Origin of the sequence: Thermomonas sp. (genome assembly GCF_025993755.1) — a bacterium.
Classification (GTDB): Bacteria; Pseudomonadota; Gammaproteobacteria; order Xanthomonadales; family Xanthomonadaceae; genus Thermomonas.
On the sequence record NZ_JAMQHN010000164.1, the window covers coordinates 20,087 to 39,124 of the forward strand.

Annotated in this window: 23 protein-coding genes; 13 read left to right on the forward strand and 10 right to left on the reverse strand. The window is 68.3% G+C overall.

The annotated features are described in order from the left end of the window. Positions 1 to 24 precede the first annotated feature (24 nt). Entirely contained in the window at positions 25 to 693 is a 669-nt protein-coding gene (locus tag Q0X16_RS11980; RefSeq protein ID WP_297834734.1) for an HNH endonuclease, read from the forward strand. A 170-nt stretch (positions 694 to 863) separates the two neighbouring features. Next, positions 864 to 1,988, forward strand: a complete 1,125-nt coding sequence (locus Q0X16_RS11985) for a hypothetical protein (protein ID WP_297834737.1) — start codon at positions 864 to 866, stop codon at positions 1,986 to 1,988. A 101-nt stretch (positions 1,989 to 2,089) separates the two neighbouring features. Here Q0X16_RS11985 and rlmKL read toward each other — a convergent pair whose 3' ends face one another. Together rlmKL and Q0X16_RS11995 are read right to left on the reverse strand one after the other, a co-directional pair. Then, on the reverse strand, positions 2,090 to 4,216 hold the full coding sequence (gene rlmKL / locus Q0X16_RS11990) for a bifunctional 23S rRNA (guanine(2069)-N(7))-methyltransferase RlmK/23S rRNA (guanine(2445)-N(2))-methyltransferase RlmL (protein ID WP_297834739.1): 2,127 nt from the start codon (positions 4,214 to 4,216) through the stop codon (positions 2,090 to 2,092). Positions 4,217 to 4,259: 43 nt separating this feature from the next. After that, the gene (locus Q0X16_RS11995) at positions 4,260 to 4,787 is read right to left on the reverse strand and encodes an alpha/beta family hydrolase (protein WP_297834742.1); all 528 of its coding nucleotides are present in this window, start codon (positions 4,785 to 4,787) and stop codon (positions 4,260 to 4,262) included. A gap of 22 nt (positions 4,788 to 4,809) precedes the next feature. Here Q0X16_RS11995 and Q0X16_RS12000 point away from each other — a divergent pair, with 22 nt between their 5' ends. From Q0X16_RS12000 to Q0X16_RS12010, 3 genes are all read left to right on the forward strand, one after another. After that, positions 4,810 to 5,364, forward strand: coding sequence for an N-acetylmuramoyl-L-alanine amidase (locus Q0X16_RS12000; RefSeq protein WP_297834745.1), 555 nt, complete (start codon positions 4,810 to 4,812; stop codon positions 5,362 to 5,364). Positions 5,365 to 5,584: 220 nt separating this feature from the next. Further along, positions 5,585 to 6,460: an acyl-CoA thioesterase II gene (locus Q0X16_RS12005; RefSeq protein ID WP_297834748.1), complete on the forward strand. Its 876-nt coding sequence runs from the start codon at positions 5,585 to 5,587 to the stop codon at positions 6,458 to 6,460. Continuing rightward, complete coding sequence (locus Q0X16_RS12010; RefSeq protein ID WP_297834751.1) at positions 6,457 to 7,269, forward strand: hypothetical protein; 813 nt, start codon at positions 6,457 to 6,459, stop codon at positions 7,267 to 7,269. The genes Q0X16_RS12005 and Q0X16_RS12010 overlap by 4 nt, the downstream gene beginning before the upstream one ends. Positions 7,270 to 7,389: 120 nt before the next feature. Here the strand turns inward: Q0X16_RS12010 and Q0X16_RS12015 are convergent, their stop codons facing one another. Next, entirely contained in the window at positions 7,390 to 7,905 is a 516-nt protein-coding gene (locus Q0X16_RS12015; RefSeq protein ID WP_297834753.1) for an EF-hand domain-containing protein, read from the reverse strand. A 110-nt stretch (positions 7,906 to 8,015) separates the two neighbouring features. On the opposite strand from Q0X16_RS12015, the gene Q0X16_RS12020 reads away from it, so the two are divergent. Then, the gene (locus Q0X16_RS12020) at positions 8,016 to 8,786 is read left to right on the forward strand and encodes an arginyltransferase (RefSeq protein ID WP_297834754.1); all 771 of its coding nucleotides are present in this window, start codon (positions 8,016 to 8,018) and stop codon (positions 8,784 to 8,786) included. A gap of 36 nt (positions 8,787 to 8,822) precedes the next feature. Here Q0X16_RS12020 and Q0X16_RS12025 read toward each other — a convergent pair whose 3' ends face one another. Continuing rightward, positions 8,823 to 9,194, reverse strand: a complete 372-nt coding sequence (locus Q0X16_RS12025; protein WP_297834756.1) for a hypothetical protein — start codon at positions 9,192 to 9,194, stop codon at positions 8,823 to 8,825. 130 nt (positions 9,195 to 9,324) lie between these two features. On the opposite strand from Q0X16_RS12025, the gene Q0X16_RS12030 reads away from it, so the two are divergent. The 7 genes from Q0X16_RS12030 (at position 9,325) to Q0X16_RS12060 (ending at position 14,258) form a co-directional block, all read left to right on the forward strand. Then, positions 9,325 to 10,197 (forward strand): hypothetical protein, encoded by an 873-nt coding sequence (locus Q0X16_RS12030; protein ID WP_297834758.1) that lies wholly within the window; start codon positions 9,325 to 9,327, stop codon positions 10,195 to 10,197. A gap of 95 nt (positions 10,198 to 10,292) precedes the next feature. Then, positions 10,293 to 11,180, forward strand: a complete 888-nt coding sequence (locus Q0X16_RS12035) for an SPFH domain-containing protein (protein WP_297834761.1) — start codon at positions 10,293 to 10,295, stop codon at positions 11,178 to 11,180. A 3-nt stretch (positions 11,181 to 11,183) separates the two neighbouring features. After that, positions 11,184 to 11,363, forward strand: coding sequence for an Arc family DNA binding domain-containing protein (locus Q0X16_RS12040; RefSeq protein WP_297834764.1), 180 nt, complete (start codon positions 11,184 to 11,186; stop codon positions 11,361 to 11,363). Then, positions 11,360 to 11,542 (forward strand): DUF4177 domain-containing protein, encoded by a 183-nt coding sequence (locus tag Q0X16_RS12045; RefSeq protein WP_297834767.1) that lies wholly within the window; start codon positions 11,360 to 11,362, stop codon positions 11,540 to 11,542. Before Q0X16_RS12040 ends, Q0X16_RS12045 begins: the two co-directional genes overlap by 4 nt. 1 nt (position 11,543) lies before the next feature. Further along, positions 11,544 to 12,860, forward strand: coding sequence for an alpha/beta fold hydrolase (locus Q0X16_RS12050; protein ID WP_297834770.1), 1,317 nt, complete (start codon positions 11,544 to 11,546; stop codon positions 12,858 to 12,860). Between the two features lie 14 nt (positions 12,861 to 12,874). Next, entirely contained in the window at positions 12,875 to 13,414 is a 540-nt protein-coding gene (locus tag Q0X16_RS12055) for a PH domain-containing protein (RefSeq protein ID WP_297834773.1), read from the forward strand. 31 nt (positions 13,415 to 13,445) lie between these two features. Further along, positions 13,446 to 14,258 carry a M15 family metallopeptidase gene (locus Q0X16_RS12060; protein ID WP_297834776.1) on the forward strand — a complete coding sequence of 271 codons (813 nt, stop codon included), beginning with the start codon at positions 13,446 to 13,448 and terminating at the stop codon, positions 14,256 to 14,258. Between the two features lie 14 nt (positions 14,259 to 14,272). On the opposite strand, the gene Q0X16_RS12065 is transcribed toward Q0X16_RS12060, so the two are convergent. The 6 genes from Q0X16_RS12065 to Q0X16_RS12090 all read right to left on the reverse strand — a co-directional run. Next, complete coding sequence (locus Q0X16_RS12065) at positions 14,273 to 14,632, reverse strand: PilZ domain-containing protein (protein WP_297834779.1); 360 nt, start codon at positions 14,630 to 14,632, stop codon at positions 14,273 to 14,275. A 10-nt stretch (positions 14,633 to 14,642) separates the two neighbouring features. Further along, on the reverse strand, positions 14,643 to 15,653 hold the full coding sequence (locus Q0X16_RS12070) for a DNA polymerase III subunit delta' (RefSeq protein WP_297834791.1): 1,011 nt from the start codon (positions 15,651 to 15,653) through the stop codon (positions 14,643 to 14,645). Positions 15,654 to 15,658: 5 nt separating this feature from the next. Then, entirely contained in the window at positions 15,659 to 16,318 is a 660-nt protein-coding gene (tmk, locus tag Q0X16_RS12075; protein WP_297834782.1) for a dTMP kinase, read from the reverse strand. Beyond that, positions 16,315 to 17,367 (reverse strand): endolytic transglycosylase MltG, encoded by a 1,053-nt coding sequence (gene mltG / locus Q0X16_RS12080; RefSeq protein WP_297834785.1) that lies wholly within the window; start codon positions 17,365 to 17,367, stop codon positions 16,315 to 16,317. The genes tmk and mltG overlap by 4 nt, the downstream gene beginning before the upstream one ends. Further along, on the reverse strand, positions 17,364 to 18,173 hold the full coding sequence (gene pabC, locus Q0X16_RS12085) for an aminodeoxychorismate lyase (RefSeq protein ID WP_297834787.1): 810 nt from the start codon (positions 18,171 to 18,173) through the stop codon (positions 17,364 to 17,366). Before pabC ends, mltG begins: the two co-directional genes overlap by 4 nt. A 121-nt stretch (positions 18,174 to 18,294) precedes the next feature. After that, positions 18,295 to 19,038: chorismate-binding protein (locus tag Q0X16_RS12090; RefSeq protein WP_297834789.1), on the reverse strand; the 744-nt coding region annotated here is incomplete at its 5' end.

The window sequence follows — 19,038 nt, forward strand, 5'->3', positions numbered from 1 at the left end:
TCGGGGTATAAGCTGTATCTCCGTATGGAGAGCGATACAGCGCACGCGCATCGCGAGGGTGCGGAAACGGGAAACGCGGCTGGCGCTGCGGTCGGCGTCGCTTCCCTTTCCACCAGGACTCCCCCGACCTCCGGACTGCGGCTGCTTGGCCTGGATGCGCACGGTCGTGCGCTCGACTGGTTGAGCTGGCAAGACGCCACCTGCCTGTACGCGCGCGATGCCGTCGCCTGGACGCTCGGCGAACCCTGCCTGTCGATCCACGGCGGCATCAACCGCGACAGCGGCGCGCAGAGCCTGATCCGGCTCCACCCCATCATCGCGGCACGCGGCCACGCCAGGCCCGCCGCCCTCGACCCGACGCCGGCGCTGACCAATCCGGCCCTGTTCGCCCGCGACCAGCACCTGTGCCTGTACTGCGGGCGCGAATTCCACGGCAACACCTTGACCCGCGACCACGTCCTGCCGCTGTCCAGGGGGGGGCTCGACGTCTGGGAAAACGTGGTCAGCGCCTGCTTCCACTGCAATTCGCACAAAGGCAGCCGCACCCCGCAGCAGGCCGGCATGCCGCTGCTGGCGGTGCCCTATCGGCCGAGCTGGATCGAGCACCTGATCCTGTCCAACCGCAACATCCTGGCCGACCAGATGGCTTTCCTGAAGGCGCAACTGCCCAAAAACCGCGCGCACCATTTCTGAACCGGCGCAACGGCCACGCAACGGACGGCGGACACGGTCCACGCTTACCGCATCCTGCCGCGATCGGGTATCATTCGACGCTCGCGACGCCGCACACCGGCGCGCGCTCGGGCGTCTGCGATCGCAGCCATGTGGCACTGGCGACCCGCTTCGACAAGGGGACATCGATCATGACACTGACGTTTGGCACGACCGGAATGGATCGAGCCACCGAGGAGGCGATCCACGCCGCCTTCAAGGAAGCCAACGCCGCCAGCGGCAACCACTGGACCCTGATCGGCGACGACAGCGCAGAATACGTCGTGGTCGACATGGACAGCCTGTACGGCCCGATGAGCTGGCTGAAGCTGCACGGCCTCGGGCGCAAGGTCATCGGCCTGACCAAGGCCCAGCGCAGCAAGACGCCCTACCGACTGCCAAAACCGATCACCGCCGGCGACCTGACCGTGCTGCTGAGCGAGATCGCCGGCGAAGAAACCTACGAGTCCGGTCTCGCGGGCACAAAGGCCGCGCAGCCCGCCTCCCCGCAGGCCGAGCCGGAAGCGGCGCCGGCGCCGGTCGAAACGCCCGAACCGGAAGCGGTATCGGTGTCCGAGATGGTCGAAACAGCGGCGACGGAATCCCATTCGCAGCCAGAAGCCGCGGCCGCAGTCGCTCCGGAACAAAAGCCGGTGCCGGAGGCTCAACCCACCACCGCTCCCGAGCCTGCGGCATCGCAGGCACCACGCACCCTGCGCGGATGGCTGGGCGCGCGCGGCGCCCGACGCGTGCGCATGACGGCCAAGGACGGCACCGTGATCCTGCTGGATACGCAGGCCGGCGTCTGGCACGGCCCGAAGGAACTCAAGGCCTGCACCCCCTGCTTCTCGGCCGAACCCGGCGAGGTCGAATCCGAGATCCTCGACGAAGCCGCGTGGAAAACCGCCATTGCCGGACTTGAGCCATCCCAACCAATAATCCGGCTGCAATGGCTCGGCGGCCTGCTGTCCGGCAACCCCACCCACGGCGCGTTCCGGCTGCGCAAGTGGCCGCAGATCGAACGCGAATACCCGCGCCACTTCCGCATCGCCACGATCATGATGAAGAGCGCCGCCACCGCCGGCGAAATCGCCCAGGCCGCCGGCGTACCGGAAGAGGAAGTCCGCGACTTCATCAACGCCAGTCTGGCGACCGGTCATGCGGTCGGCGCCAAGGCCGACGCACAGCCGCTCGAACCGGCATCGCCGCCTGCGGCTCCGGCGTCATCCCGCTCGGGCAGTGGCGTCGGCGGCCTGTTCGGACGCAAGCGCAAGTAATTCGCCCGGAAGCGGCTGCATCCGATCGCAGGCAGTCCACGTCGAAGTCCACGTCGAGACACGCACGTTGCCGCCACGGCAGACATGCGATCGGTACGGCTTCAGCGCGTCATTCTCCACGCGCGATGGATCTTCGGATTGCGCGCAAAATCCGGCGGGATGGTCGCCGCGCTGATGTCCTCGACCGCGGCGAACCCGGCCAGCGCCGCCTCGTCCAGCCTGAAGCGGCGGAAATTGTTGGAAAAATACAGCACGCCACCCGGCGCCAGCCGCGCCAGCGCCGCGCGCAGCAGGCGCACGTGGTCGCGCTGCACGTCGAAGTCGTCGGCGCGCTTGGAGTTGGAGAAGGTGGGCGGGTCGCAGAAGATCACGTCGTATTCGCCGCTGTCGGCTTCCAGCCATTTCAGCGCGTCGGCCTGGGCGATGCGGTGGCGGGTGCCGCCGATGCCGTTGCCGCGCAGGTTGTCGGCCAGCCATTCCAGGTAGGTCGCGGACAGGTCGATGCTGGTGGTCTGGGCCGCGCCCTGTGCGGCCGCCTGCACGGTGGCCGCGCCGGTGTAGCAGAACAGGTTGAGGAAGCGCTTGCCGCGGGCTTCCAGCGCCATCCGCGCGCGCAGCGGGCGATGATCGAGGAACAGCCCGGTGTCGAGGTAATCGAACAGGTTGACGCGCAGCCTGGCGGCGCCTTCCTCGACGGTGATGAATTCGCCGCGATGGTCGAAGCGTCCGTACTTGCTGCCGCCCTTGCCGGTGCTGCGGGTCTTCACCGCCACCTTCTCGCGCGGCAACTGGAACACCTCGCGCACCGCCAGCAGCAGGTCGCTCAGGCGCTTGCGGGTGGTGGCTTCCGGGATCTCGGCCGGCGCGGCGTATTCCTGCACGTGCAGCCAGACATCGCCGTCCTGCGTGGTGTACACGTCCACCGCGCAGGCGTATTCGGGGATGTCGGCGTCGTAGGCGCGGAAGCAGGTGACCTGTTCCTGCTGGCGCCAGCGCGCCAGCCTGTCGAGGTTCTTGCGCAGGCGGTTGGCGACCATCTGCGCGCCGTCCGGCAGCGCGCGCCTGTCCGCGCCCTCGCGCGGCGGCGGCGCGATCGGGTCCACCACAATCAGGCTGCATTCGATGGCACCATTGAAGATCGGGTAGCGCTTCTTCGCGCGCAACCCGGTGGCGTGCGCCAGCTCGGGGTCGCCGCACAGCAGGGCGGCGCGCCATTGCGGCGTCGCGCGCTTCAGGGCATCGCCCAGGGCGCGGTACAGGTCGCGATCGGCCGCCAGCCGCGCGTCATACGGGGGGTTGCAGACCACCGTGCCGCGCGCCGCGGCTTGCGCCGGCAGCGTGGCCACGTCGCACACCGCAAGGTCGATCGCTTCCAGCACGCCGGCACGCTCGGCGTTCTCGCGCGCCGCGCGGATCGCGTGCGGGTCGAGATCGCTGCCGTGGAGGCACGGCCGCAGCGCCGCCAGCCCGCGCTGCGCGCGCGCCTGCGCCTCGTCCACCCGCGCCTGCCACGCCGCCGCATCGAATCCCGGCCAGCGCGTGGGCGGCAGTCTGGCATGGCGCAGCAGGCCCGGAGCGACGTCGGCCGCCATCAGCGCGCCCTCGATCAGCAAGGTGCCGCTGCCGCACATCGGGTCGAGCAGGTCACCGCCGTTGGCATGGATCCTGGGCCAGTCGGCGCGCAGCAGCACCGCGGCGGCCACGGTTTCCTTCAGCGGCGCCAGGCCTTGCACCCTGCGCCAGCCGCGCCGGTGCATCGGCCCGCCCGACAGGTCGATCGACAGAATCGCACGCCCCTTGCGCACCACCAGGCTGATGCGCACATCGGGCGCCTCCACGTCCACGTCGGGGCGCTGTCCGGTGCGGGCGCGCAGGGTATCGACGATGGCGTCCTTGACCCGCTGCGCGGCGTAGCGCGCGTGGGTCAGCGCATCACCGGAGACATGCGCGTCAATCGCGATGCTGTGCATCGGCCCGACGTGGGCGGTCCAATCCACGGCCAAGCAGCCGTCGTACAGCGCGTGCTCGTCGGGACAATCGAACTCGGCAATCGGCCACAGCACCCGGCTGGCCAGATGCGACCACAGCACCGCGCGCTGCGCGTCCGGCAGCGTGCCTTCCACATTCACACCGGCCATGGTGGCGGTGGCCTTCGCGCAGCCCAGAGCCACCAGCTCGTCGGCCAGCAGGTATTCCAGGCCCTTGCCGCAGGATGCGAAAAACTTCACGGCGCAATGCCCCCACTGTGCCTGCGAATGCGCGGCGTCGGCATCAGGTCAGTTCCGCCAGCAACGCCGCAAACGCCTCGGCACTGGCCTGCACGTGGTCGGACAGTCGGTGCGCGTCGTCCACCAGCAGCAGGCGTGCATTGCGCGCGGCCGCCCAGTCCACCACCGCCTGGGCGGGGCAAAGCTCGTCGCGCCAGCCGTGGACGATGGAAACCGGCACCCGGCTCGCCGGCATCGGCGGCTGCACGCTGGCGCCCAGCGGCGGCGCCATGAAAAACAGGCCCGCCACTGGCACCTGCAGCGAGACGTGGCCGCTGATGTAGGCGCCCAGACTCGACCCGGCCAGCACCAGCGGCCCACGCGCGGCGGCGGCATTGGCCAGTCCCAGCAGGCGCGCGACCCGCCCCTGCACGTCGCCGTGCGGACCGTGCTCACGCTGGCCATCGAGATCGGTGTAGTCCGGCCGCTCGTGGCTCCAGCCCAGGCGCGCGGCCACGTCAGCCAGCGCCGTCACCTTGGCGGCATCCGGGCCGCTTTCGAAACCATGGGAAAGAATGCAGTGACCTTTCATGCATGAATGCTAGCATCGGCGCGTGCCGACGCCCGTCATCCACCCGCATCTTCTGCCCTACGTCGGTGCGCTTGCCGCGCGCGAACCCGACGCCATCGACACGGTCGTCGTCCACTGCACCGAACTGCCGGATCTCTCGACGGCGCGCGAATACGGTGAACGCATCCTCTACCCCTCCGGCACCGGCAACAGCGGCCATTTCTACATCGACCGCGACGGGCGCATCGAGCAGTACGTCCCGCTGGAGCGCATCGCCCACCACGTCCACGGCTGGAATGCGCGCAGCCTCGGCATCGAGCTGGTCAACGCCGGCCGCTTCCCGCACTGGCTGGATTCGCGCCATCAGGCGATGGACGAGGCTTATCCCGACGCACAGATCGCTGCGCTGATCGCGCTGTTGCTCTGGCTGCGCATCGAGGTGCCGACGCTGACGCAAATCGCAGGCCATGAGGATCTGGACCCGGAGGAAGTGGCAGCCTGCGACGATCCCGCCGTGAATGTGCGCCGCAAGCGCGATCCGGGGCCGCTGTTTCCGTGGGGCGCGGTGCTGGCGGCGGTACCGCTGTCGCGCCTGTAGCGCGGTTCGGCACTCTCTGATTCCAAAAGCAATTGGACGCGGATAAACGCGGAACAAGCGGATTTTTCAAAAAGGATTGATCCGATTTTTCCGCGTTCATCCGCGTTCATCCGCGTTCATCCGCGTTCATCCGCGTTCATCCGCGTCAAAAACAAGATCAACCCGCCCCACCTAGCAACACCCCAGACCTGGTCCGCACGCGACCTCTATAATTCGCGGCATGAGCGCCCCCGTTTCCGAATTGATCGAGCTGCTGTCGCTGGAGCGGCTGGAAGATGACCTGTTCCGCGGCCAGAGCCGCGACATCGGCACCAAGTACGTGTTCGGCGGGCAGGTGCTCGGGCAGGCGCTGTCGGCCGCCCAAGCCACGCTGTCGCAGCCGCGCGACGCGCATTCGCTGCACGCCTACTTCCTGCGCGCCGGCAACATCGAGGCCCCGATCGTCTACAACGTCGATCGCACCCGCGACGGCGGCAGCTTCTCGGTGCGGCGCGTGACGGCGATCCAGCACGGCAAGGTGATCTTCTTCTGCGCCGCCTCGTTCCAGGACCGCGAGGACGGCTCCGAGCACCAGCTGTCGATGCCCGAGGTGCCCAAGCCCGAGGATCTCGAACCTTCGCCGGCCATTCCGCCGGAAAAACTGGCCCTGTTGCCGATCAAGGTGCAGCGCTGGCTGGACCGCACCGGCCCGTTCGAATTCCGCCACGTCTATCCGCGCGACGAGCTCAACCCGCCCAAGCGTCCACCGTTCCAGCAGGTCTGGTTCCGGCTGTCGGCGCCGGTCGGCGATGCACCGGAGCTGCACCGCGCCCTGCTCGCCTACGCCAGCGACTTCCACCTGCTCGGCACCGCCACCTTCCCGCACGGCATCAGCTACTACCAGCCGAACGTGCTGATGGCCTCGCTCGACCATGCGCTGTGGTTCCACCGCCCGTTCCGCGCCGACGACTGGCTGCTGTATTCGATCGACAGTCCCAGCGCGCAGTCCTCGCGCGGGCTGGCGCGCGGGCAGGTCTTCGACCGCGGTGGGCGTCTGGTGGCCAGCAGCGCCCAGGAAGGCCTGATCCGCGTGCTTCCCGACGGAACGAAGGCGTGAGGCAGGTCTTTCGCAGCCAGCGGCTGGAAAACGTCGAGGCCGCCGCCGAGCTGATGCGGAAGGAGGGGATCGAGGTCAAGATCGCCAACGGGCGTTCCTGGCGCGGCCACCGGCGCGGCAATTTCAGCTACGACCTGCGCAAGGCCCGCGATCCGGAATCCCTGCCGACGCTGTGGATCGTCAACGCCGACGACCAGCCGCGCGCGCGCCAGATCCTGCGCGAATTGGGCCTGCTGGAATCCACCCGCGACGGCAATCCCGACGCGATTTCAAATGCCCGATTCGAGTTCTCCCCGGGATCGGGCGCCAACACGCCGGGACGCAAGCGCATGCGTCTGGTGCTGCTTGCGTTGATCGGCATCACCATCGCCCTGATCGTGTTCCTGCCGCGCCACAAGCCCGCGCCGACATCCACGGTGGCTTCAGCGCCATCGCGCACCACTGCGCCATCGGCGATCCCGGAAGTTCTCACCGAAACCGCGGTATTCCGGATGGACATGCCCAAGGCGCTGGCGGCGACGCTGATCGAAGTCGCCGCCACCCGGCAGGACGTCAAGGAAACCTGCGTGCTGATCGACGGCAAGAACCCCGCCGCCGAGATCGTGCAGCAAGCCGCCGCGCTGGGCGTCAGCGTCCAGCCCGCGTCCGCCTGCACCGATCCGCACGCGTTGCGGGTCGAAATCCACGACTACATGACCGATGGCAGCGGCGAGGGCGATGTCCAGCTGAAAACCGGCGCGACCTCGGCGCAAACCCTGCGGGTCCGGCGCGACGGCACTCACTGGAGCGTGGTGCAGGAAACGCGTTGAAGCATTGCGGATCCAGGCTTCGCACGCACCCTCCATTCCAAGGCAACGCCGAACGATCCGTCCCGGATTCATCCGGCGATGCCGGACCCGGCACAAGGCCGGGCCCGGACGACGCCAAATTCACTGTGCCGGTGTTTGCGCGGCGGGCGCCGTGCCGCCCATCCCGCCATGCTGGCCGTGCTGGCCGCGCTGTCCCATCATCGGACCGCAAGCTTCGTGCAGCTTCGAGAACTCGTCGCGGCTGAGCTGGCCGTCATGATTCGCATCGGCCTTGTCGAAGCAGGCCATGCGTTGCTGCTGCATGCGCGCCTGCATTTCCGGCGTCATTTCACGAGGCGCGTCGCCGCGACGGCCGGGGCGGTCGCCGCGCTGCTGCATGCGCCACGCCTTCATTTCGTCGGCGGACAGCTTGCCGTCCTTGTTGGCGTCGATCTGGTCGAAGCTGGCGGCCAGGCGCGGGAATTTCGACGCTTCATCCCGGGTGATCACGCCGTCGCCGTTGGCATCCATGCGCATGGCGTGCTCGGGGCGCTGGCCCGATGTGGCAGTTGCATTGCCAGTCGCGCTCTGGGCGAATGCGGTCGCCGAGAGGCCGGCGGAAGCGAGGACGAGGACAAGCAGGCGGGTCTTTTTCATGAACTGATCTCCTCCCGGAACCGTCCGGGGATGCCTTGATAACGCCCCGATCCGCGTGGCGTTGACGCCGCAACCCTGCCGGCGGCTGAACAAGCGGCTATGCTTGCGGCATGGGCGGCAGCGACGATTCCCTGCGACTGTTTCGCACCGCGCCCCATCCGTGCGGCTACTTTCCCGAGCGGGAGGCGCGCGACCTGGTGCTCGACCAGCGCGACCCGCGCCTGCCGCTGTATTACCCGATGGCCCTGGACTGGGGTTTCCGCCGCTCCGGCGACATCCTCTACCGACCCAGCTGCAACGGTTGCCGCGCCTGCGTTGCGGTCCGCATTCCCGTCGAACGGTTCCGGCCCGACCGCAGCCAGCGACGCTGCCTGAGCCGCAATGCGGACATCGAATCCCGGATCGTCCCACCCGAACTGAACGAGGAGCGTCTGGCCCTGTACCAGCGCTACCTCGGCGCACGCCATGCGGGCGGCGGCATGGATGGCCACGGTGCCCACGAGTTCGAACAGTTCCTGATCGGAAGCTGGAACGAAGGCCGCTTCCTTGAGCTGCGCGAGCGCGGCAACCACCGGCTGCTGGGCGTAGCCGTCACCGATCTCGTCCCTGGCGCGCTGTCGGCGGTCTATACCTTCTACGATCCGGACGCCGCGGATCGCGGCCTGGGCACGCTGGGCGTCCTGCGCCAGATCGAATGGGCGCACCGCGACGGCCGGGCGCACCTGTACCTCGGCTACTGGATCGCCGGGCATCCGAAGATGGACTACAAGCGCCGGTTCCAGCCGCTGGAGCGTTTCGACGGCCGCGGCTGGCGACCGTGGACGGACGACGATGGCGCGCCGCGCGAACCAACGCAGGACGGGCAGGCCGGCGCTGGATGAAGCCGCGCGCCGCCTGGCCCGCCGTCGGGGTACGGCCTACGGCGTAGGCAACGCCGGCGGCTGGCCACCCACGTCCGCCGCCGGTGCGTCCGGCGCGGGTTCCACGGTCTCCTTGATTCCCGCGGCGACCGACTTGGCGCGGTCGTAGAACCCGAACTCGGCGTCGGCGCGGGCGGATACGATCATCCGCACCATGTTCCCGGGAACCATCAGTTCCAGTTCGACAGTGCGTCCGTCCGGCGCCCGCCCTTCCAGCGTCATCTCGACGAAGGCGCCGCCGGTATCGACTTCGCGACAGGGCACGAACGGCCCCGCCGGCCCCAGTTGCAGATACGGCTTGATGCCGTCGCCCAGCGCTTCGAGCGCCTGGGGGAAAAAGAACACCGCAAACCCGGATGATTCAGCCATTCCCCATCCTCGCACACGTGGCGAATCGCGGCCAGCCTTTGCGTGAGCCACACTACGCGGCGACGCCCGCGCATGCGATCCTTGCACCATGCCAAGGCGCCCGCTGCTCTCCGGTTTGATCGTTGCCGCCATGACGCTTCTGGTCGCGGGCTGCTCGGCGCCCAGCCTGCCGTTTGACCGGTTGGCCGGGCTGGTGACCAACCGCCAGCTCGACGAAATCAGCGGGCTGGCGGCTTCGCACGCCCATGAGGATGTCCTGTGGGCGCACAACGACAGCGGCAACCCGGCGCGGCTGTACGCCATCAGCCGGCGCGGGCGGCTGCTGGCCCGCTATGACGTGGTGGGCGCCAGGAACATCGATTGGGAAGACATCGCCAGCTTCGAGCTGGACGGCCACCACTACCTGCTGCTGGCCGACACCGGCGACAACGGCGGACGCAGGCGCGACTTCGTTCTGTATCTGTTCGAAGAGCCGGCCAAGCTCGAAAACGGCAGCCTGCGCCCGCTCTGGAGCCTCCACGCCCGCTGGCCGGACGGCGGCGCGCGCGACTGCGAGGCGGTGGCGGTCGACCCCGGACTGCGCCAGATCCTGATGATCTCGAAAAAGCGGGTGCCGCCGGAACTGTTCACCCTGCCGCTGGCCGATCCGCACGGTGCGGTGCTGGAAGCGCGGCGGGTCGGGCGCCTGGTGGGCGTGCCGCAGGCCAGCCAGGAGTTGCGGCGCAAGGATCCCGGTCTGGCCGCCCTGTTTTCGCAGGTGACCGCGGCCGACATTTCCCCGGACCGCGCGACGCTGGCGGTGCTGACCTACGGCAGCGTGCTGTTCTACCGCCGCGCGCCGAACGAGGACTGGGCGGACGCCGTTTCCCACCCGCCCGAAGCGCACGATGTGCCACCGATCCCGCAGGCCGAGGCGCTGACCTGGAGCGCCGGCGGCGCCGGTCTGTACGCCACCGGCGAGTTCAGTCCGGCGCCGATCTTCTACCTGGTTCCCCAGCAATGAACGAAACCTGACTGACTCGAGCTGGGCTTGCGTTTTTTGATATCATTATGATATCTTTTAGTCGCAATGTTCCATCGCACCCTTCGAGGCCCGTCATGAAAGAATCCGAGCGCTACTCCTTCCCCGGCATCCCGTTCCTGATCTTCATCCTGCTGCTGGCGTTCATGGGCGGCTGGATGTTCTTCACCGGCCTTGGCCCGAACCACGATGACGGCAGCGGTCCCGTATCACTGTCCATGCTGCTGACCGGCCTGCTGGTCTGCGGCCTTGCCCTTATCAGCCTGACCGGGCTGTACAAGGTCGAGCCCAACCAGGCCGCGGTGCTGAGCCTGTTCGGCAAGTACGTGGGCACCGTCAAGCACGACGGCCTGCGCTGGAACAACCCGTTCTTCGCCAAGAAGAAGGTGTCGCTGCGCGTGCGCAACTTCGAGTCCGGCAAGCTCAAGGTCAACGAGCTGGAAGGCAGCCCGATCGAGATCGCTTCCGTGATCGTCTGGCAGGTGATGGACAGCGCCGAGGCAGTCTACAACGTGGACGACTACGAAAGCTTCGTCCACATCCAGTCCGAGTCGGCGCTGCGGGCGATGGCCACCAGCTATCCCTACGACCAGCACGAGGACGGCCAGCTGTCGCTGCGCAGCCACGCCGCCGAGATCAGCCAGCACCTGAAGGAAGAACTGCAGGAACGCCTCACCGACGCCGGTGTCGAGGTCATCGACGCCCGCATCAGCCACCTCGCCTATGCTCCGGAAATCGCCCAGGCGATGCTGCAGCGGCAGCAGGCCAACGCCATCATCGCCGCCCGCACCCGGATCGTCGCCGGTGCGGTCGGCATGGTCGAGATGGCGCTGAGCGAACTGAAGAAGAACGCCGTCGTCGAACTGGACGAGGAGCGCAAGGCGCAGATGGTCAGCAACCTGCTGGTGGTGCTGTGCGGCGAGCGCGCGACCCAGCCGATCGTCAATACCGGCTCGCTGTACTGAGCCATGGCGGAAAAGAAGGCCTATCCGCTGCGCATCAATGCCGAAGTTCTGGCGGCGGCACAGCGCTGGGCCGACGACGAGCTGCGCAGCCTCAACGCACAGATCGAATACGTGCTGCGCGACGCGCTGCGCAAGGCCGGACGATTGCCTGCGCCCAAACAAAAATCGAAGGATGAAGCATGAGCCGGAACTGGAAATACCTGGTGGTGGAAGTAAAAACCGGTCTGATGGGCGGCTTCAAGCATGAGGCACTCCAGGAAGAACTCGACAAGCAGGGCCGCAACGGCTGGGAGCTGGTCAATGTCGTCCACGCCACGCCCACCGTGTCCTCCCCCACCCTCATCTTCAAGAAGGAAGCTTGACATGCGCCATGCAACTCTTGCCGTACTGCTGACCGCCTGCCTTGCCGCCACCGGCGGCGCGTGGGCGCAAGACGCCGCCACGCCCGAAGCGGTCGCCCGACAAGCACTGAATCATCTCGACGCCGGCGAATACGCGCAGGTCGAACGACTGTTCGGCGCGCAGATGGCGGCAGCGGTTCCGGAGGACAAGCTCAAGGCAGTTTGGGAATCGCTGCCGGGGATGGCCGGTGCCGCCACCGGACGCGGTGACGCCGAAGTGTCCACACAGGGCGACGCGACGCTGGTGCAGATTCCGCTGCATTTCGAGAAGGCCGAACTGATCGCCAGGTTCGCTTTCGACGGCGACGGCAGGATCGTCGGCTTCCTGATCCAGCCCGCGCCCGCAGCCGATGCCGCGCCCACCGTCGCCGCCGATGCGCCATTCACCGAGCGCGACATCACCGTTGACGAAGGCGATCACGCCCTGCCCGGCACGTTGGCAATGCCCAAGGGCGACGGGCCGTTCCCGGCGGTGGTGCTGGTCCACGGCTCCGGGCCACAGGACCGCAACGAAACCATCGGCCCCAACCGACCCTTCCTCGACATCGCGCGTGGTCTGGCCGCGCAGGGTATCGCCGTGTTGCGCTACGACAAGCGCACCAAGGTCCGCCCGCAGGATTTCGCAAGCGGCAATTTCACCATCGACGACGAAACCATCAACGACGCCGTGCTGGCTGTCGATGCGCTGCGCAAGACCGAGGGGATCGACCCGAATCGCGTGTTCGTACTCGGCCACAGCCAGGGCGGGATGCTGGCGCCGCGGATCGCCGCCATCTCCGGCCATGTCGATGGACTGATCCTGATGGCCGCGCCGTCGCGGCCGCTGCTGGACATCGTGGTCGAACAGACCCGCCGGCTGGCCGCGCTCAACGACGGCAAGATCGACGATGCCGAACGCGCCGCGATCAACGCGCTGGCCGAGCAGGTTCGGATGACCCGCGACCCGCAGACCGCCGCCGACGCCAGGACCGTCCTCGGCCAGCCCGTCGGCTATTGGCGCAGCGTCGATGCCGTCAATCCGGTGGCGGAGGCCGAGCAGGTCAAGCTGCCGATGCTGGTGCTGCAGGGCGCGCGCGACATCCAGGTCGTCGACGCCGACTGGCAGGGCTGGAAGGAGGCCTTCCACGACGATCCCAAGGCGACGTTCAAGCTCTACGAGCCGCTCAACCACCTCGGCATCGCCGGCGAGGGCGAAGGCTCGCTGGCCGAGTACCAGCAACCAGGCCACGTCGATGCAAAATTGATCAATGACGTCGCCGCATGGATCAAGGCGCACTGAGGGGCAGGTTGAACATGGCGAACGAAATGCGCAGGTTCGAACCGGCACCGCTGCAAGCGATCTCGCTCTGGTCGGCAGTACTGCTCCTCGGCGTGCTGCCGATCATCATCGCGATTGCCGTGCTCGTGCTTCCGCAATCGCACCCCATGCCGAGGGTTCCGGCGCCGACCGTCCCGGCCTTGATCGTCGTTCTCTGCGGCGGCTCGTTGCTGTTCCTCAAACGCCGCCGGGTCGAACTGCGTGATGGCATGCTCGTGGTCGCAGCCACGATCTACACGAAGAAATTGCCGGTGGCCGCGCTCGATCTCGACCGCGCAAGGATCGCCAACCTCGATGAGCACACCGACTACCGGCCCTGGATCAAGACCAACGGTTACGCCCTGCCCGGCTTCCAGGCCGGGCATTTCCGCCTGCGCAACAAAAGCAAGGCGTTCTGCCTGCTCACCCAGCGCGAACGCACGCTGATTCTTCCGCTGCGCGACGGAAGCTTCGTCCTGCTCAGTCTCGAACGTCCCCAGGCCTTGCTGGACACATTGCGCACGCCCTCGGCCTGACGCCGGAGCGGCAACGTCCTATCCTTGCCCGATGCGCCACGGCCCGGTCCCACTCCAATCGTTCCTGGTCAACACGCCCGAGGTCGAGCTGTGGCCCGCCGGCACCCTGCGCGCACGCAGCAACTCCCACGCGCGCCTGCTGGCGCGGGCGCGCTGCGTGCTGCGGCGCAAACGCGATGGTCAGTACCTTGCGGCAGAAGCCGACGGCGGCCTGCAGCCGCTGGTGCCGAATCTTGCGCAACAGCCGGGCCTAGCCGAAGCAAGGCACGCGATGGTTGCGTTCCACGCACCACGCCGCGCCGGCATCGACCCGGCCGGAACGCTGCCGCTGCACCGACTGGAACAACGTCTGCACGCGCTGGGACTCGACGCCGATGCCTACGCGACGCGCACCGGGCTGGCCCTGGTTCCAGAACCCGAGCGGCTGGCCTTCGCCGGCTTCGACCGCTGGCGGCGCGCGCTGTGGCTGCGTCTTGATGCCGCCCGCGCGTGGCTGCGGATGCGCGATGCCGCGCTGGCCGACGGCATCGTGCTGGAGGCGATCTCCGGCTACCGCAGCCACGACTACCAGCTGGGCATTTTCGAACGCAAGCTGGCGCGTGGTCTCACCGTCCCCGACATCCTCGCCGTCAACGCCGCGCCGGGATTCTCCGAACATCACTCGGGGCAGGCGCTGGACATCGGCACTCCCGACGAGCCGCCCGCCGAGGAATCCTTCGAGGCGACGTCCGCATTCGCGTGGCTGCAAGCCCGTGCGCCGGAGTTCGGCTTCCGCATGAGCTACCCGCGCGACAATCCGCACGGCATCGTCTACGAGCCGTGGCACTGGCGGTTCCACGGCTGACGCCAATCCGCTCCCTACATCGTCTGCGTCGGCTGCTCGGCGTTGAGGGTGCCGGCAAGGTTGGTCTCGATCTTGCCGCGAACGGACTCGCCGTCGGGCGTGTCGGCGAACTGCACGCCGATGCCGGCGGCACGATTGCCCTGGGAGCCGGTCGGCGTCACCCAGGCGACCTTGCCGGCCACGGGCAGGCGCTCCGTGGAATCCGGCAGCGTCAGCAGCAGGAACACCTCGTCGCCGAGAAAATAGCGGCGGGTGGTCGGCACGAACACGCCGCCGTTCTTCAGGAACGGCATATAGGCGTTGTACAGCGTCGGTTTGTCCTTGATCACCAGCGACAGGATGCCCTGCCGCGCTCCACCCGTGGGTCCTGCCATCACTGCACCTTCATCGCTTGACGGTTGTTGCGCGCCACGCCAGCAGCGCTTCGTGGATCGCGAGTTCGGCGCGCACCTGCGTGCGCAGCAGGTCGCGGGCACGATTGGCGGCATCGAAACGCCCCATCAGCGTGCGGTCTGCGGGCGATCCGGTCAAGTCCGCCGCGTGCGACCGGGCCAGTTCGGCCAGATGCCACAGCCGTTCTTCCGCCCGACCTTCGGCCAGCCAACGTTGCGCCACCGCGTCGGGTTCGGCACGCGCCTGCTCCAGGGCCCGCGCATCGGCCAGCACCTCGCGGCGCAGCGCCATGCCGCCGTCGCGCAGCCAGGCATCGGCCAGGCCCGGATGGCCGCGCGTCGCGTCCAGCGCATCGGCCGCAGCGTCGGCGGGATGGCCACATTGGCACAGCCAGTCCAGCGCTTCGTCATGCGGCGGCAAGCGCAGTTCCAGCCGCTGGCAACGGCTGCGGATGGTCGCCGGCAGTCGCGCGGGATTGTCCGCAAGCAGCCACAGGAAACGCCCCGGCTGAGGCTCCTCCAGGGTCTTGAGCACGGCGTTCCAGGCCGACCAGTTGACGGCAGAGGCGGGATCGAGGATGGCCACCTGGGCGCCGCCGAGTTGCGCGGTCAGCGTCAGCGCATCCGACAGGGCGCGAACCTGATCGATCACGATTTCGGTGCGCGGCTTGCCGGTCCTGGGATGAATCTCGTAGCCGAGAAAATACAGGTCGGGATGCGCGCTATGGCCCCATGGGTGCGACGGACTGCCGTCCGGGCGAATTTCCAGCGTCTCCATCTGCGCCCGCGAAGCGAACAGTTGACAGCTTTTGCAACGCCCGCAGGCCGCGCCGTCCGCCTCCGGAGCGGCGCACAGAACGCGTCGGGCGAGGGTTTCCGCCAGCAGGCGCTTGCCGATCCGCGGCGGCCCGACGATCAGGGTGGCATGGCCGAATTGCCCGGCGTCCAGCGCCGAGCACGCCTGATCGAAGGTGCGCTGCTGCCACGGGGCGAGCGGCGGCAGCGGATTCACGCCAGCCTCCTGCGGTAATCCGCCAGCGCTGCCAGTGCGGCCGTGGCGACCTGTTCGGGGCCCTGGCTGGCGTCGAGCACCCGAAACCGCCCGGAGTCGCGCGCGGCGCGCTCACGGAAGCCTGCGCGCACGCGCTCGAAGAAACCGTCGCGCTCGGATTCGATCCGGTCCGGCACCGCCTCGCCCAGCAGGTCGCGCCCACGGGTGCGTTCGCGCGCGCGGGCCACGTCCAGGTCCAGCAGCAGGGTCAGCCCCGGCACGATCCCCACGGCGTGCCGCTCCAGTTCCGCGATGAAGTCAGGATCCAGCCCGCGCGCCGCGCCCTGGTAGGCGTAGCTGGAATCGGTGAAACGATCGCTGATCACCCAGGCGCCGCGGTCGAGCGCCGGCAGGATCACCTGCGCCACGTGCTGGGCGCGGGCGGCAAACACCAGCAGCAGTTCCGCGCAGTCGTCCATCGGCTCGTTGACCTGCGCCAGCAGAAGTTCGCGGATGCGCTCGGCCAGCGGCGTGCCTCCCGGTTCGCGCGTGCAAACCACGTCCTGGCCATCGGCCAGCAGGGCATCGCGCAGCGCCGCCAGCACCGTGCTCTTGCCGGCGCCCTCGCCGCCTTCCAGGGTCAGCAGGCGCGGCCGGGTTTGCAGCCCGTGGTTCACTTCGGTGCCGCCCCCGCCTGTGCCGCGCTGCGCTGTTCCCGCTGGCGCTGGACGTAGTCGCGCACGGCAGCGTTGTGCCCGCCCAGCGTCGCGCTGAACACGTGGCGGCCGCTGCCATCGCCGACTGCGACGAAATACAGCGCATCGCCGGGCGCCGGATGGACCGCGGCACGCAGCGCCGCCTTGCCCGGCATCGCGATGGGCGTGGGCGGAAGCCCATCGCGGGTGTAGGTATTGAACGGGGTATCGGTCTCCAGATCCGCCCGCCGCAGGTTGCCGGCATAGGTCGAGCCCATGCCGTAGATCACGGTCGGATCCGTCTGCAGCCGCATGCCCTTTTGCAGGCGGCGCAGGAACACGCCCGCGATCTGCGGGCGCTCGTCGGCGACGCCGGTTTCCTTTTCGATGATCGAAGCCAGGATCAGCGCCTCGGTGCGATTCTTCAGCGGCAGGTTTTCGGCGCGATCCGCCCATGTCGCATCCAGTTCCCGATCCATCGCGGCATACGCGCGCCAGAGGATGTCCAGGTCGGATTCGCCGCGCGTCCAGGCATAGGTTTCGGGCAGGAAGCGTCCTTCCGCCGGCTGCCCCTTCTGGCCCAGCGCTTCCATCAACGCGGCGTCGTCCATGTCGGCGACTTTCTGTTCGAGCAGAGGCACCTTGCGCAGCGCCGCGCGCAGGTCACGCATGTTCCAGCCTTCAATGATGGTGAACATGCGACGCTCCACCTTGCCGTCGCGCATGGCCAGAAGCAGCGAACGCGGAGTGGTCTGCGGGTTCAGCGCGTATTCGCCGGCCTGGATTTTCCCGGCGGCGCCGGTGTCCTTCGCCAACAGCTGCCACAGCAGCCGGTCGCCGGTGGCAACGCCCTGCGCCTGGAGTTTGTCGAGGATCCTGGGCAGGTTGTCGCCACGCGCCACGACCAGGCTCTCGCCTTCCTGGATGCCCGCCAGCGGCGTCGCGGCGAAGCGGTCGTAGCGCAGCCATGCCCAGCCCAGCACGACGGCAGAGAGCAGTACCGCCACCAGCAGCGAGTAGCGCATCTTCATGCGGATTCCCCGGGCGTGGAAAACATCGGATAACGCATCGACAATGCCATCTGCAGTCCGTACAAGTCGGGGTGCGACCGGAACCGGCGCTCGCCCAGCTGTCCAACCTGCAGGATACCGCGCACGGCGTTGCACAAGGCCAGCGCCTCGGCGGTTTCGACGTCCGCCACCGTCATCTCGGCAACATCGACCAGCCCCGCTTCCAGCAGCACGCCGCGCAATACGCCGGCCACGCCGCAGCGTTCCACCGGCGGCGTCAGCCAGCGCCCCTGCCGAAACGCCAGCAGATTGGCCGCCGTGGCGCCGACCACCCGGCCTTCGCCGTCACGCATCAAGCCTTCGTCGCAGCCGACCCGGTCGATCTCGGCGCGTGCCAGCACCTGCTCCAGCCGGTTGCAGTGCTTGATGCCGGCCAGACGCGGCTGGATCGCCAGTCGGGTCTCGCACCAGCCCAGCCGCAGCGAAGTCTGCGCTGGCGGCAGCGGGTGCAGGCTCAGCTGCCAGACCGGCTCCATCGCCGCCGCAGCCGCATAGCCGCGCCCGCCATCGCCGCGGGTCACCAGCAGCTTGAGCACGCCGGCTTCCTCGCCGGCGATCATCCCGTCGATGCGCGCCTCGAGGAAATCCGCGTCCGGCAACGTGATGCCAAGCCGTCCCGCGCCCTCGCGCAGCCGCGCCAGATGCCGTGGCCACAGCGGCAGTTCGCCGACATGCACACGCAGGGTTTCGAACAGGCCGTCGCCGTAATTCAGGCCTCGGTTGGCGGGAGAAAACGCAGGCTGGATGGTTTCGCCGCAGTAGATCATGTCGTGTCCAGCCGTGTCGCGAAGAGTGGATGCCATAGACCTTGGCGCACAAAGCGAGTATCGGGGAGTGCCCGCGCAATTGCGCGGGCGTGCGCCAAGGTCTGTGGCATCCGCTCCGACATCATTCGCATCCCAGCGCCCGCAGCATCCCGCGCGCCTTGGCGCGGGTTTCGTCCAGTTCACGCTGCGGATCAGAATCGATCACGATACCGGCACCGGTACGAAAACGCAGCGTCGCACCCTCCACCTCGGCGCTGCGGATCAGGATGTTCAGATCCATGTCGCCGCCGTTGCCCAGCCAACCCATCGCCCCGGTGTAGGCCCCGCGTCCGACGCCTTCCAGTTCGGACACGATCTGCATGCAGCGCACCTTCGGACAACCCGTGATCGTGCCCCCCGGAAACACTGCGGCGATCGCCTGCCCGGGCGTCACACCGGCGCGCAGCCTGCCGCGCACGTTGCTGACGATATGGTGGACGTGGGCGTAGCTTTCCGCGGTCATCAATTCGTCCACCAGCACGCTGCCGGGCTCGCAGACGCGACCGAGGTCGTTGCGCTCCAGATCGATCAGCATCACATGTTCGGCGCGCTCCTTGGGATGGCCGACCAGTTCCACGATCCGCGCCGCATCGTCGTCGCCGTCGAAGCGCGGGCGCGTGCCCGCGATCGGCCGCGTCTGCGCCACGCCGCCCTGCAGCGACAGCAGCCGCTCCGGCGAGGCGCTGACCACGCTTCCCCAGGGGCTGCGGAAGATGCCGGCGAACGGGGCGGGATTGTGGCGGCGCAGGCGCAGGAACAGCGCCACCGGGTCAAGCGCCTCCGCGAAACGCACGCGCCAGCCGCGCGAGAGATTGGCCTGGAACAC